Origin of the sequence: Isoptericola jiangsuensis, assembly GCF_002563715.1 — a bacterium.
Lineage (GTDB): Bacteria > Actinomycetota > Actinomycetes > Actinomycetales > Cellulomonadaceae > Isoptericola > Isoptericola jiangsuensis.
Window position 1 is genome coordinate 2,967,257 of record NZ_PDJJ01000001.1, and the last position, 13,619, is coordinate 2,980,875.

Sequence of the window (13,619 nt, forward strand, 5' to 3'; positions counted from 1 at the left end):
ACGATCAGGCCTTCTTCTGCACGACGAGCTGCTCCTGCTCGACCGCAGCGCCCTCGCCCTCGGCGGCCCCGCCGACGAGCGGCGAGCCGTCCGCCTTGAGGAAGCCGTTGCGGAAGTCCTCGACCGCGGACGCGAGGGAGTCCTCGGTGTCCTGCTCGAGCTTGCCGGTCTCGGCGATCGTGGAGAGCACGGAGGTGTTGCGGCGCAGGTGGTCCAGGAGCTCGGACTCGAACCGCTTGACGTCCTCGACCGGGACGTCGTCGAGCCTGCCCTTGGTGCCGGCCCAGATGGACGCGACCTGCTCCTCGACCGGGTACGGCGTGTACTGGGGCTGCTTGAGCAGCTCCATGAGCACCGCGCCACGGGCGAGCTGACCGCGCGAGGCGGCGTCGAGGTCGGACGCGAACATCGCGAAGGCCTCGAGCGAGCGGTACTGCGCCAGCTCGAGCTTCAGCGTGCCGGAGACCTTCTTCATCGCCTTGACCTGGGCGTCACCGCCGACGCGGGACACCGAGATGCCGACGTCCACGGCGGGACGCTGGTCGGCGTTGAACAGGTCGGACTGGAGGAAGATCTGACCGTCGGTGATGGAGATGACGTTGGTCGGGATGTACGCCGACACGTCGTTCGCCTTGGTCTCGATGATCGGCAGACCGGTCATCGACCCCGCACCCAGGTCGTCCGACAGCTTCGCGCAACGCTCCAGCAGGCGGGAGTGCAGGTAGAAGACGTCACCCGGGTAGGCCTCGCGGCCCGGCGGGCGGCGCAGCAGCAGCGACGTCGCACGGTAGGCCTCGGCCTGCTTCGACAGGTCGTCGAAGATGATGAGGACGTGCTTGCCGTCGTACATCCAGTGCTGGCCGATGGCCGAACCGGTGTACGGGGCGAGGTACTTGAAGCCCGCGGGGTCGGACGCCGGGGCCGCCACGATCGTGGTGTACTCCAGCGCGCCGGCCTCCTCGAGGGCGCCGCGCACCGAGGCGATGGTCGAGCCCTTCTGGCCGACCGCGACGTAGATGCAGCGCACCTGCTTCGTCGGGTCGCCGGACTCCCAGTTCGCCTTCTGGTTGATGATCGTGTCGATCGCGATCGCCGTCTTGCCGGTCTGGCGGTCGCCGATGATCAGCTGACGCTGACCACGGCCGACGGGGATCATCGAGTCGATCGCCTTGATGCCGGTCTGCAGCGGCTCGTGGACCGACTTGCGCTGCATGACGCCGGGCGCCTGCAGCTCGAGGGCACGGCGGCCGTCGGTCGCGATGTCGCCGAGACCGTCGATCGCGTTGCCCAGCGGGTCGACGACGCGACCGAGGTACCCCTCGCCGACGGGCACGGACAGCACCTCACCGGTGCGGCGGACCTCCTGGCCCTCCTCGATGCCGGTGAACTCGCCGAGGACGACGACACCGATCTCGCGCACGTCCAGGTTCTGCGCGAGGCCGAGCGTGCCGTCCTCGAAGCGCAGCAGCTCGTTGGCCATGGCGCCGGGCAGGCCCTCGACCCTCGCGATGCCGTCGGCGGCGAAGGTGACGCGACCGACCTCCTCGGTCGCGGCGCCCTCGGGCTCGTAGGACTTCACGAAGCTGTCCAGCGCGGCCCGGATCTCCTCCGGCCGGATCGTCAGCTCAGCCATTGCTCTTCTCCTGTCGTGGCCGCAGGTGCGACCTAACGTTCATCTGCGCCGACCGGTGGCCGGCTGGGCGTCGAATGTTCAGCCGGCCAGCCGGCGACGGGCGTCGGCCAGGCGGGACAGCACGGTGGAGTCGACGACGTCCGCGCCGACCTGGATGCGCAGGCCGCCCACGACGGTCGGGTCGACCGTCACGTTCAGCTGCACGGGGCGCCCGTAGGAACGCTCGAGGATCGCCCCGAGCCGCTCCTCCTGAGCCTGGGTGAGGACGGTGGCGCTCGCCACCGAGGCCACCAGGCGGTGCCGGCGCTCGGCCGCGACGTCGCCGAACCACGTCAGCGTCGCGACGTAGCGGCGCCCCCGCAGTGCGGCGGTCGCGCGTCGGGCGAGCACCAGCGTGACCGGGTCGACCTTGCCGGCGAGCAGCGTCTCGACCAGGGCGGTCCGACGCTCCGCCGAGGCGGTCGTGTCGGACAGCGCCTGACGGGCGTCGCGCTGCCCGACGAGGCCGCGGGTGAGGCGGAAGAGCTCGTCCTCCACCGTCTCCAGCGCGTCCCGGGACTGCGCCCCGGCGAGCACGGCGTCCAGGCCGAGCCGCTCCACGGCGTCGACCAGGTCCGTGTCGGCGGCCCAGCGGGAGCGCACGACACCGGCGACCAGGTCCACGACGCGCTCGTCGAAGCCCTGGAGGACACCGGCCACCAGTCGGGCCTTGTCCTCGCCGTCGCGGGAGGGGTCCGCGAGCGAGCGGCGCAGCGCGCCGGACCCGTCGAGCGCGTCCACGACGACGAACAGCTGTTCGCCCAGCGTGACGGACTCGGCTCCCGCAGACCGCAGCACCGGCTCGAACCGCTCCTGGGCGGCCGCCAGCGATGCTCCGCTCGTGCCTCGCATCAGCCCTCCTTGACGCTCGTCGACTGGCTGGCCTCGAGCTCGTCGAGGAACCGGTCCACCACGCGCGACTGCCGGGCGCTGTCCTCGAGGGACTCGCCGACGATCTTCGAGGCGAGCTCGGTCGCCAGGCTGCCGACCTCGGTGCGCAGCGACACGGCCGCAGCCTGACGCTCCGCCTCGATCTGCCGGTGGGCGGTCTCGACGATGCGCGCGGCCTCGTCGTTGGCCTTGGTCCGCAGCTCCGCGACGATGGCGGCGCCCTCGGCGCGCGCCTCCTCACGGGTCTTGGCGGCCTCGGCACGGGAGTCGGCGAGCTGCTGGTGGTACTCCGCCAGCGCGGCCGCAGCCTCCTCCTGTGCCTGCTCGGCCTTCGCCAGGCCACCCTCGATCTTCGCCGTGCGCTCGTCCAGGACCTCCTGGAAGCGAGGCAGCACGAACTTGTAGAAGACGACCGCGATGACGACGACGATGACCGACGACCAGATGATGTCGTACCAGGCGGGGATGAAGAGGTCGATGCCCTCCGCCGCCGTGTCCTCCGCCGCCACCGTGAACGGGGCGGCGAGGTTCGCCGCCGGCATCACGCGGCCGGGAAGAGGAAGCCGGCGACGAGACCGAGGAGCGCGAGGAGCTCGACGAACGCGACACCGAGGAACATCGTGGCGCGGAGCTGGCCGGCGACCTCGGGCTGGCGGGCCATGCCCTCGATGGTCTTGCCGATGAGGATGCCGAGACCGATGCCCGGGCCGACCGCGGCGAGGCCGTAGCCGACAGCGTTGAGGTTACCGGTGACCTCGGCGAGGGTGGTGACGTCCACTGGGTTTCCTTCCGTTGGGCGTCGGACCGGGCGGTCCGACGTCGCTGACTTGCGTCTGTGGTGGGTGTGGGCGTGCCGTGTCAGGGAGACACCGACCGGAAGGTCAGTGCTCCTCCTCCAGCGACAGGTTGATGTAGACCGCGGCGAGCAGGGCGAAGATGTACGCCTGCAGCGCGGCGACCAACAGCTCGAACGCCGTGAAGGCGAAGCCGCCGGCGAGCGTGAGCGCGCCGATGGGCTTGAGGGCCGCGGAGGCCTCGAGGAAGAAGAAGTGCGTCGCGGAGAAGCAGAGCACGAGCATGATGTGCCCGGCGATCATGTTCGACGCGAGTCGCAGCGCGAGCGAGACGGGCCGCACGATGAGGATCTGCAGCAGCTCGATCGGCGTCACGATGAAGTAGATCGGCCACGGGATGCCCGGGGGGAACAGGTTGTTCTTGAGGTACCCGCCGACGCCGTGCTTCTGGATGCCGACGTACCAGTACACGACGAACACCCACAGGGCGAAGACCAGCGGCAGGCCGATCCGTGCCGTCCCGGCCATGTTGAGGAACGGGATGACGCCCGTGAGGTTGAACGCGAGGATCGACAGGAAGATCACGGTGAGCATGGGAACGAAGCGCTTGGCCTGCTCCTTGCCCAGGATCTGCTCGGCGACCTGCACCCGGACGAAGTCGAGCATCATCTCGATCGCGCCCTGGAACCGGCCCGGGACGAGCTTGGCGCGTCGCGCCGCGATGATGAAGACGGTCAGGAGCACGACCGCGGCGATGATGCGGACGATCCAGATGCGGTCGATCTGGAAGATCGTGTCCTCGAAGAGGATCGCCGGCGGGAAGAACTCGTCGATGGACGGCGCGTGGAAGCCGCCCTCACCTTCGGAGGCGGCGAGCAGCATGGGGGTCGCTGACGTGAACAGGAGGACTCCCGGTGATCTAGGGCCTTCGGGTGGCACCTCACGTGAGTGGGTACGCCGTCGGACCTGGTCGTCATGGATTCGCGGACAGCCTACCGGATGTCGGGCGATGCTCCGAGCCCGTCCCGGCCTGCCCGGGCCGGAATCTGGCCCCTTGTGAACAACAGCACTTTCCTCGCACAGCGGGTGCCGGGCGCCGGTGAGGTCCGGCGGCCCGGGCGGCCGCGCGACACGCCCGGCCCGCCGCCGCGCGACACGCCCGTCAGGGCTGCACGTACGGCATCCGGCTGTCCCGGACCGCCTGGTAGTCCAGCAGCGCGGAACCGATCGCGCCGACCGCCAGGACGACGAACAGCACGTACGGGTCGTAGAAGTCGGCGCCGCGCAGCACGACGAGCACGACGAGCAGCACGACGATCTTCGCCATCCACGTGCCCATCACCAGGCCGGCCATCACCGTCGGCGACTTCCCGACGGAGCGCTGCATCGACCAGATGGTGGTCGCGCAGAAGAACGCGGCCAGGCCCGCCCCGACGAGGGCGCCCCACAGGCCCGCGGTGCCGGCCACCAGGAGCCCGACGGCCCCGCCGACGACGACGAGCGCACCGACGAGCAGCAGGGTCGAGCGCATGGCGCGGCGCAGCATCGCCCGCTCGTGCGTCTGGACCTCGTCGTGCGTGCGGCCGGTGGGCTCGGTGGGCTCGTCGGGCTGCGACGGCACCGCGGTGGGGTCGGTCATCGTCCGGCTCCTAGTCGTGGGAGGAAGAGGTGGAGGACGTCGCGGCCGTCGGCGCCGTCGCGGCGGCCGCCGCGGGCGTCGGGGCGGCAGCGGCCGGGAGGGTACCCGACGCGACGTCGTCGTCGAGGAAGCGGCCGCGTGTCCGCAGCGGCCCGAGCGTCAGCACGAGCGCGACCACGACCGCGACGACCAGCCAGGTGAGGACCACCTGCCAGCGCCAGCGGACCAGCGCCGCGGCGCCGAACGCGAACACGGCCGTCCACACGTACAGGATCAGCACCGCGCGGCGGTGGCTGTGCCCGAGCGCGAGCATCCGGTGGTGCAGGTGCATGCGGTCCGGCGCCATCGGCGACTTGCCGGCCGCCAGGCGCCGCACCACCGCCATCGTCATGTCGAGCAGCGGCAGCAGCACGACGGCGAGCGGCAGCAGGAGCGGGATGAACAGCGGGGCGCGCTGCGCGCCGCTCACCGCGTCCGTCACCGTGGCGTCGATCTGCCCCGTCACGGAGATCGCCGCCCCCGCGAACACCAGGCCCAGCACCATCGACCCGGAGTCGCCCATGAAGATGTGCGACGGATGGAAGTTGTGCGGCAGGAAGCCCAGGCAGACACCCACCAGGATCGCCGTCACCATCGTGGCCAGGCTCGAGAAGTCCGTCGGGCTGGCCTGCTGGGTCAGCGAGTACGTGTAGAGGAAGAACGCCGTGCCGCCGATCGCGACGATGCCCGCGGCCAGCCCGTCCAGGCCGTCCACGAAGTTCACGGCGTTCATCGCCACGACGACCACCAGGACCGTCACGAACAGCGACAGCCGCGCGGACGGGATCGCCAGGCCGACCGGCGTCGGCAGCGACGTCAGCTGGACCTGGTTGATCGCCATGAACCCGCCCGCGAGGATCTGCCCCGCCAGCTTCGTCATCCAGTCGAGGTCCCAGACGTCGTCGGCCCAGCCGAGCAGGCACACGATGACGGCGCCGCCCACGATCCCCAGGACCTGCGGCTCGTCGAACACGGGCCCGAGGAACGGCATCTGCGAGGCCAGCAGGACGGCGACGACGAGGCCGAGCAGCATCGCCAGGCCCCCGAGCCGCGGCGTCGGCAGCACGTGCACGTCGCGGGCGCGCACCGCCGAGATCGCGTTCGTGCGGCGGGCCACCCACCGGGCGCCGGGGGTGGCGAGGTACGTCACCGCGGCGGCGACGAGCATGAGGAGCAGATAGGCCCTCACCCGGCAGGCTCCTCGTCGGCGCCGAGCACGGGGGCGACCTCGCGCAGCGCCTCCAGGGAGATCGCGCCCGCCCGGACGACGCGCAGGTGCTCCCCGGTCGCGTCGACGATGGTGGAGGCCACTCCCCCGGGCGCGGTGCCGCCGTCGAGGTAGCACGCGACGGCGTCGCCGAGCTGCTCGACGGCCTCGGCGGCCTCGACGGCCGCCGGGCTGCCCGTCCGGTTCGCGCTGGACACCGCCATCGGGCCGGTGCGGCGCAGCAGCGCCAGCGCGGCCGGGTGGTCCGGCATGCGCAGCGCGACCGTGCCGTGGGTCTCCCCCAGGTCCCAGTGCAGGGACGGCTGGGAGCGCAGGATGATGGTGAAGCCGCCGGGCCAGAACGCCTCGACCAGCGCGCGCGCCGCGTCGGGCACCTCGGTGGCCAGGCCGTCGAGGGTGCGCACGTCCGGGACGAGCACCGGCGGCGGCATCTGCCGGCCCCGGCCCTTCGCGGCCAGGAGCGCGGCGACGGCGTCCGCGTCGAAGGCGTCGGCCCCGATGCCGTAGACGGTGTCGGTGGGGAGGACCACCAGCCCGCCGCGGGAGATCGTGTTGACCGCCTCGTCGAGGGCCGGGCCCCAGGTGTTCGGATCGGTGGCGTCGTGCAGGCTGCTCACACGCCGCAGTCTTTCACGTCGCGGGACACGTCGGGATCACCCGGCGTGCCCGTGGTCGTCCCGGACGCGCCGGGAGCACGCGCCACGACCATCCGGTCCCGACCCGTGAGGTCGGTCCGGGTCATGGCGTCGACCAGTCCGGCGTCCTGCACGGTCCGGCGGGCGGCCGCCGCCTGGACCTCGGCGTGCTCCATGACGAACAGCCCGCCCGGGCGCAGCAGGCGCGTCGCGGCGGCGGCGATCCCGCGCGGGACCTCCAGCCCGTCGGGCCCCAGGCCGTAGAGCGCGACGGCGGGGTCGTGGTGCGCCACCTCCGGGTCCTGCGGGACGGCGTCGGAGGGGACGTAGGGCGGGTTCGACACGACGACGTCGACGGTCCCGTCGAGGTCCGCCAGCGCCGTGCGCGCGTCCCCCCGCACCAGCGCGACGGCGTCGCCGTGCGCCGCGACGTTCCGGGACGCCCACGCGTGCGCCGTCGCGTCGAGCTCGACGGCGTGGACCCGGGCGCCCGGGACCTCGGTGGCCACGGCGAGCGCGATCGCCGCGCTGCCGGTGCACAGGTCGACGACGACGGCGGTGCCGCGCGCGGCGACGACGGCCGCCGCCTCGTCGACCGCGACCTGGGCCACCTGCTCGGTCTCGGGCCGCGGGACGAACACGCCCGGTCCGACCGCGAGCTCCAGGTGCCGGAACGGTGCGGCACCGGTGAGGTGCTGGAGGGGCTCGCGCGAGGAGCGACGCGCGACGAGCGCGGTGAAGGCCGCGGCGTCGGCGGCACCCACCGGCACGGAGTCGAGGATCGCGCGGTGCCGCACCTCGGCCCGCGGCACGCCCAGGACGTGGGCGAGCAGCAGCTCGGCGTCGGGACGCGGCGACGGCACGCCCGCCGCGGCCAGCACGGCCGTCGCGTCCCGGAGCAGCACGGAGGGTCGGGCGTCGCCCACGTCAGGCCTCGCCCGCGGCGGCCAGGCGGGCCGCCTCGTCGGCGTCGATCGCGGACTGCACGACGGGGTCGAGGTCGCCCGCGAGCACCTGGTCGAGGTTGTACGCCTTGTACCCGGTGCGGTGGTCCGCGACGCGGTTCTCCGGGAAGTTGTAGGTGCGGATCCGCTCGCTGCGGTCGACCGTGCGCACCTGCGATCGGCGCACGTCCGCGGCGGCCGCCGCGGCGGCCTCCTGCCGTGCCGCCAGGAGCCGGGCGCGCAGGACGCGCATCGCCTGCTCCTTGTTCTGGAGCTGCGACTTCTCGTTCTGCATCGACACGACGATGCCGGTGGGCAGGTGGGTGATGCGCACCGCCGAGTCGGTCGTGTTGACGGACTGGCCGCCCGGGCCCGAGGACCGGTAGACGTCGATCCGCAGGTCGTTCTGGTCGATCTCGACCTCGCCCGGGTCGTCGACCTCGGGCAGCACGAGCACGCCCGCGGCGGAGGTGTGGATGCGGCCCTGCGACTCCGTGACGGGGACGCGCTGCACCCGGTGCACCCCGCCCTCGTACTTGAGGCGGGCCCACACGCCGTCGCCCGGGTCGTCGAGGCTGCCGCGCGTCTTCACGGCCACCTGGACGTCCTTGTACCCGCCGAGCTCGGTGGCGTTCGCCTCCAGGACCTGCGTCGCCCAGCCGCGCCGCTCGGCGTAGCGCAGGTACATGCGCAGCAGGTCGCCGGCGAACAGGGCCGACTCGTCGCCGCCCTCGCCCGCCTTGATCTCCAGGATGACGTCGCGCCCGTCGTCGGGGTCGCGCGGGACCAGCACCCGGCGCAGGTGCTCCGCGGCCGCGGCCGCGGCGTCGCGCAGCCCGGGCAGCTCGGCCGCGAACGCCTCGTCCTCCGCCGCGAGCTCGGCCGCCGCGACGGCGTCGTCCTGCGCCGCCTCCCAGGTCCGGTAGGCCCCGACGACGCGGTTCAGCTCGGCGTACCGACGCCCGAGCGTGCGGGCCCGGCCCGCGTCGGCGTGCACGGACGGGTCGGCCAGCGCCCGCTCGATCTCGGCGTGCTCGGCGAGCAGCGGCCGTGCCACCGCGAAGTCCTCGGTCACGTCTTCAGGCTCCCTGGGTCGCTCGGCGGTCGGGGCGCCCGGCCGGTGCCGCCGTCGGCGACACCCTGGTCGCGCTCCGCCCGTGGGGTGCAGACACGACAGCGCCGGCGGTCCGGCGTCCGACTGCCCCTGGAGAGGTTGTCGGGCGGACCACCGGCGCTGCCGGGGGTGCTACTTGGACTTCTTGCCGTAGCGGGCCTCGAAGCGGGCCACGCGGCCACCGGTGTCGAGGATCTTCTGCTTGCCCGTGTAGAACGGGTGGCAGGCGCTGCAGACGTCGGCGCTGATCTTGCCCGACTTCTCGGTGCTGCGGGTCACGAAGGTGCTGCCGCAGGTGCAGGTGACCTCGGTGAGGACGTACTCGGGGTGGATACCGGACTTCATGATGCTCCTTGGGGTGATGCCCCCGGGTCGCCTCGCAGGACCGCGAGCCGTGAACCGGAAGGCCGACGAACCATTGTGCCAGAACGCCCGGCCGCGCGGAACGATTCCGCGCGACCGGCCGCTGTGACGTGGATCAGATCGTCTCGCCGGGACGGTCGGTCGTCAGACCGGCCGGCGTCGTCTTCTGGACCTGCAGCAGGAACTCGACGTTCGTGCGGGTGTCCTTGAGCTTGCCGAGCAGCAGCTCGATCGCCTGCTGCTGGTCGAGGGCACCCATGACACGGCGGAGCTTGTACACGATCCCCAGCTCGTCCTTCGACATGAGGATCTCCTCGCGGCGGGTGCCGGACCCGTTGACGTCCACCGCCGGGAAGATCCGCTTGTCGGCGAGGTTGCGGGACAGGCGCAGCTCCATGTTGCCGGTGCCCTTGAACTCCTCGAAGATCACCTCGTCCATCTTCGAGCCCGTCTCGACGAGCGCGGAGCCGAGGATGGTCAGCGAGCCGCCGTTCTCGATGTTGCGCGCGGCACCGAAGAAGCGCTTCGGCGGGTACAGAGCCGCGGCGTCGACACCACCGGACAGGATGCGACCCGAGGCCGGCGCGGCCAGGTTGTAGGCGCGCGACAGGCGGGTGATCGAGTCCAGGAGCACGACGACGTCCTGCCCGAGCTCGACGAGACGCTTCGCGCGCTCGATCGCGAGCTCGGCGACGACCGTGTGGTCCGACGCGGGGCGGTCGAACGTCGAGGCGATGACCTCGCCCTTGACCGTCCGCTCCATGTCGGTGACCTCTTCGGGCCGCTCGTCGACCAGGACAACCATGAGGTGGACCTCGGGGTTGTTCTGCGTGATCGCGTTCGCGATCTGCTGCATGATGATCGTCTTGCCGGCCTTGGGGGGCGCGACGATGAGGCCGCGCTGGCCCTTGCCGATCGGCGCGACGATGTCGATGACGCGCGGCGTCAGACGGGTCGCCTCGGGGTTCTCCAGGCGGAGCCGCTCCTGCGGGTACAGCGGCGTCAGCTTGGTGAACTCGGGACGCTCGCGCGACTCCTCCGGCGACATGCCGTTGACCGTGTCCAGGCGGACCAGCGCCGCGAACTTGCTGCGCGGGTTCTTCGGCGAGCCGCCCGTGGGCGGCTCCTCGCCCTCGCGCGGCTGCCGGATCGCCCCGACGACGGCGTCGCCGCGGCGCATGCCGGCCTTCTTGACCTGGTTCATCGACACGTAGACGTCGTTGGCGCCCGGCAGGTAGCCGCTGGTGCGCACGAACGCGTAGTTGTCGTGGATGTCGAGGATGCCGGCGACCGGGATGAGGACGTCGTCCTCGCGGACCTCGACCTCCTCCGGACCGATGTCCGGACCGCCCGGGCGTCCGCCGCGGTTGCGCTTGCGGTCGCGGCCGCGGTCGCGACCCCGGCGGCGGCGCGAGCGGTCGCCGTCGGACTGCGGGCCCTGCCCGCCGCCCTGGTGGCCGCCCTGGCCGTTGCCGCCCTGGTTGCCCTGGCGTCCGCCGTCCCGGTCGGAGCGGTCGTCGCCGTCCTGGCCGGACCGGCCACCGCCGGAGTCCTGGCGCTGACCGCGCTCGCGCGGTGCGGCGACGGCCTCGGCCAGCTCGGCCAGGCGCGCCTCGCGCTCCTCGCGCGGCGGGGACTGACGGCCCTGCTGCTCGCCGGACGCGCGGCCGTCGCCGGACGCGGTCGCGGCGTCGACGCCGGTGGTCGGCCGGACGGCGCGCCGCTGACGGCGCTGCGGCGCCTCGGCCGTGGCGTCGGTCCGCAGGGTCGGTGCCTCTGCGGCGGCCGCGGCGACCGGCGCCGCGGCAGGCTCGCTCGTCGCACGACGGCGCGGGGCGGAGCCCTCGGCCGGCGCGGAGGACGTGCCACCGCGACGCGTACGGATCGCGTCGGCGAGGTCGCCCTTGCGCATGCGACTGGTTCCCTTGACGCCCATCTCGGACGCCATGGCCTGCAGCTCGGCGAGCTTCATCGAGCTGAGGTTGTCGGTGCTGTTCGTCACGAAGGACCCTTCCCCCTCGTCTGCGGTCCTGGGGTTGGTCCCACCAGGGCCGAGTGATGGCGTCCGGGCACAGGGGGCACCCGGACGCGAACCTCACATCAGTGGTACGACGACGTCGGCTGACGGGGTTGCTTGCAGCCTTCGGCAGTGACGTGGGAGGCGCTGGATCTGCCGCCGCGGGCCTGACGTCTCCATCCCGTGGCCGCGCGCGATGGCGCCGCAGGCGGGGAGAGTGCCGTCATGGTCGGTCCCGAAGGCTCACACCATGCTAACACTGCTGGCCGTCGCCCCGGTCGTGTCGATGCCGGGACGCAGCGCGCGCCACCCCGCCACCGCGTCGACGGTGTCGGCGAGCACCGCGTCCAGGGTCCCGGCCTGCGCCGCGGTGGTGAGGACCAGCACGGTCGGCCCCGCCCCCGACACGGTCGCGGCCAGCCCGTGCTCGCGCAGGGTGCGCACCAGCTCGGCCGTCCCGGCCATCACCCCCGCCCGGTAGTCCTGGTGCAGCCGGTCCTCGGTCGCGTCGAGCAGCAGCTCGGGACGCCTGGCCAGCGACTCGACCAGCAGGGCCGCGCGGCCCGCCGTGAACGCGGCGTCGGCGTGCGGCACCTGCGCCGGCAGGACGCCGCGCGCCCGACTCGTCGCCAGGCGGACCTCCGGCACCAGCACGGTCGCGGTGATGCGCGGGTCGATCTCCAGGTCGACGGCCCGCGGGCCGTCGACCCCCGCCCAGGCCACCGTCGCGCCGCCGCGCAGCGCCGGCGCCGCGTTGTCGGGGTGCCCCTCGAACTCCGTGGCGACCCGCAGCATCGTCGCGAAGTCCAGCACGCCCGGGTCGGCCAGCAGCCCGCGCGCCGCCACGACCCCCGAGACGACGGCGGCCGCGGAGGACCCGAGCCCCCGACCGTGCGGGATCCGGTTCACGCACCGCATGTGCAGCCCCGTCAGGGGTGCCCCCGCCAGCTCGAGGGTGTGCCGCAGCGCCCGCACCACCAGGTGGTCGGCACCCTCCGGCACCTCCCCCGCGCCCTCGCCGACGACCTCGACGGTGATCTCGTCGCTGGCGACCAGCCGCACCTCGACCTCGTCGTGGAGGGCGAGCGCCATCCCCAGCGCGTCGAAGCCCGGTCCCAGGTTGGCGCTCGTCGCCGGGACGCGGACGTGGACGCGGTCGACGCCGAGCCGCACGTCAGCCCAGCCCGAGGGCGTCCGCGACGGACACCACGTCGGCGGTGACCCGCGTCGGGGCGACCTCCCCGCCGTCCGGCGTGCGCAGGGCCCACTGCGGGTCCTTGAGACCGTGGCCCGTGACGGTCACGACGATCCGCGCGCCGGCGGGGACCAGGCCCCGCTCCGCCCGGGACAGCAGGCCGGCGACGCCCGCCGCGGACGCCGGCTCGACGAACACGCCGACCTCGGCGGACAGGACGCGGTGCGCGGCGAGGATCTCCTCGTCGGTCACGGCCTCGATGACGCCGCCGGACTCGTCGCGCGCGGCCTCGGCCTGCGCCCACGACGCCGGGTTGCCGATCCGGATGGCCGTCGCGATGGTCTCCGGGTCCACGGGGTGGCCCTTGACGATCGGGGCGGCGCCCGCCGCCTGGAAGCCCCACATCGCGGGCGTCCTCGTGGCGACGGCGACCGGCGCCGCGCCCGGGCCGTCCTCGCTGGTCGGGATGCCCGCGTACTCGCGGTAGCCCTTCCAGTAGGCGGTGATGTTCCCGGCGTTGCCGACGGGCAGCGCGTGGATGTCCGGGGCGTCGCCGAGCGCGTCCACGACCTCGAAGGCGGCGGTCTTCTGGCCCTCGATGCGGTCCGGGTTGACGGAGTTGACGAGCTCGACCGGGTAGGCCTCGGCGAGCTTGCGCGCCACGACCAGGCAGTCGTCGAAGTTGCCGTCGACCTGGAGCAGCCGCGCGCCGTGGGCGACGGCCTGGCTGAGCTTGCCCATCGCGATCTTGCCGTCCGGGACCAGGACGGCGCAGACCATCCCCGCCCGCGTGGCGTAGGCGGCGGCCGACGCGGACGTGTTGCCCGTGGAGGCGCACACGACGGCCTTCGCGCCGCGGGCCGCGGCGGCGGACATCGCGGTCGTCATGCCGCGGTCCTTGAACGAACCGGTCGGGTTCATGCCCTCGACCTTGACGTACACCTCGGCACCCGTGCGCTCGGACAGGACGGGTGCGGCCACGAGGGGCGTACCGCCCTCCGCGAGGGTGACGATCTTCTCGGCGACGTGCGCCGGGAGACGGTCGGCGTACTCGGTGATGACACCCCGCCACTGGTGGGCCGGCATGC

The 13,619-nt window shown here is 73.1% G+C and carries 14 protein-coding genes; all 14 read right to left on the reverse strand.

Going from position 1 to position 13,619, the window contains the following annotated elements; genetic code table 11:
• Window positions 1-4: 4 nt before the first annotated feature.
• Window positions 5-1,633, reverse strand: a complete 1,629-nt coding sequence (gene atpA / locus ATJ88_RS13415; RefSeq protein ID WP_098464262.1) for a F0F1 ATP synthase subunit alpha — start codon at window positions 1,631-1,633, stop codon at window positions 5-7.
• A 78-nt stretch (window positions 1,634-1,711) separates the two neighbouring features.
• Window positions 1,712-2,524 (reverse strand): F0F1 ATP synthase subunit delta, encoded by an 813-nt coding sequence (locus ATJ88_RS13420; protein WP_098464263.1) that lies wholly within the window; start codon window positions 2,522-2,524, stop codon window positions 1,712-1,714.
• Window positions 2,524-3,105, reverse strand: a complete 582-nt coding sequence (locus ATJ88_RS13425) for a F0F1 ATP synthase subunit B (protein ID WP_098464264.1) — start codon at window positions 3,103-3,105, stop codon at window positions 2,524-2,526. The genes ATJ88_RS13420 and ATJ88_RS13425 overlap by 1 nt, the downstream gene beginning before the upstream one ends.
• Window positions 3,105-3,341, reverse strand: coding sequence for an ATP synthase F0 subunit C (locus ATJ88_RS13430; RefSeq protein ID WP_098464265.1), 237 nt, complete (start codon window positions 3,339-3,341; stop codon window positions 3,105-3,107). Before ATJ88_RS13430 ends, ATJ88_RS13425 begins: the two co-directional genes overlap by 1 nt.
• Window positions 3,342-3,444: 103 nt before the next feature.
• Window positions 3,445-4,239 carry a F0F1 ATP synthase subunit A gene (atpB, locus tag ATJ88_RS13435; protein WP_098464266.1) on the reverse strand — a complete coding sequence of 265 codons (795 nt, stop codon included), beginning with the start codon at window positions 4,237-4,239 and terminating at the stop codon, window positions 3,445-3,447.
• Between the two features lie 280 nt (window positions 4,240-4,519).
• Entirely contained in the window at window positions 4,520-4,996 is a 477-nt protein-coding gene (locus tag ATJ88_RS13440; RefSeq protein ID WP_245852430.1) for a Cg1360 family ATP-synthase-associated protein, read from the reverse strand.
• A 10-nt stretch (window positions 4,997-5,006) separates the two neighbouring features.
• Window positions 5,007-6,224, reverse strand: a complete 1,218-nt coding sequence (locus tag ATJ88_RS13445) for a glycosyltransferase family 4 protein (RefSeq protein WP_098464267.1) — start codon at window positions 6,222-6,224, stop codon at window positions 5,007-5,009.
• Entirely contained in the window at window positions 6,221-6,871 is a 651-nt protein-coding gene (locus ATJ88_RS13450; RefSeq protein WP_098465347.1) for an L-threonylcarbamoyladenylate synthase, read from the reverse strand. The genes ATJ88_RS13445 and ATJ88_RS13450 overlap by 4 nt, the downstream gene beginning before the upstream one ends.
• A gap of 5 nt (window positions 6,872-6,876) precedes the next feature.
• On the reverse strand, window positions 6,877-7,824 hold the full coding sequence (prmC, locus tag ATJ88_RS13455; protein WP_098464268.1) for a peptide chain release factor N(5)-glutamine methyltransferase: 948 nt from the start codon (window positions 7,822-7,824) through the stop codon (window positions 6,877-6,879).
• A gap of 1 nt (window position 7,825) precedes the next feature.
• Entirely contained in the window at window positions 7,826-8,917 is a 1,092-nt protein-coding gene (gene prfA / locus ATJ88_RS13460; protein WP_098464269.1) for a peptide chain release factor 1, read from the reverse strand.
• A gap of 171 nt (window positions 8,918-9,088) precedes the next feature.
• Window positions 9,089-9,301: a 50S ribosomal protein L31 gene (rpmE, locus tag ATJ88_RS13465; protein ID WP_098464270.1), complete on the reverse strand. Its 213-nt coding sequence runs from the start codon at window positions 9,299-9,301 to the stop codon at window positions 9,089-9,091.
• A 133-nt stretch (window positions 9,302-9,434) separates the two neighbouring features.
• Window positions 9,435-11,291 (reverse strand): transcription termination factor Rho, encoded by a 1,857-nt coding sequence (rho, locus tag ATJ88_RS13470; protein WP_245852663.1) that lies wholly within the window; start codon window positions 11,289-11,291, stop codon window positions 9,435-9,437.
• Between the two features lie 288 nt (window positions 11,292-11,579).
• Window positions 11,580-12,509, reverse strand: a complete 930-nt coding sequence (gene thrB, locus ATJ88_RS13475; RefSeq protein WP_098464272.1) for a homoserine kinase — start codon at window positions 12,507-12,509, stop codon at window positions 11,580-11,582.
• A gap of 1 nt (window position 12,510) precedes the next feature.
• Window positions 12,511-13,617 carry a threonine synthase gene (gene thrC / locus ATJ88_RS13480; RefSeq protein WP_098464273.1) on the reverse strand — a complete coding sequence of 369 codons (1,107 nt, stop codon included), beginning with the start codon at window positions 13,615-13,617 and terminating at the stop codon, window positions 12,511-12,513.
• Window positions 13,618-13,619 lie beyond the last annotated feature (2 nt).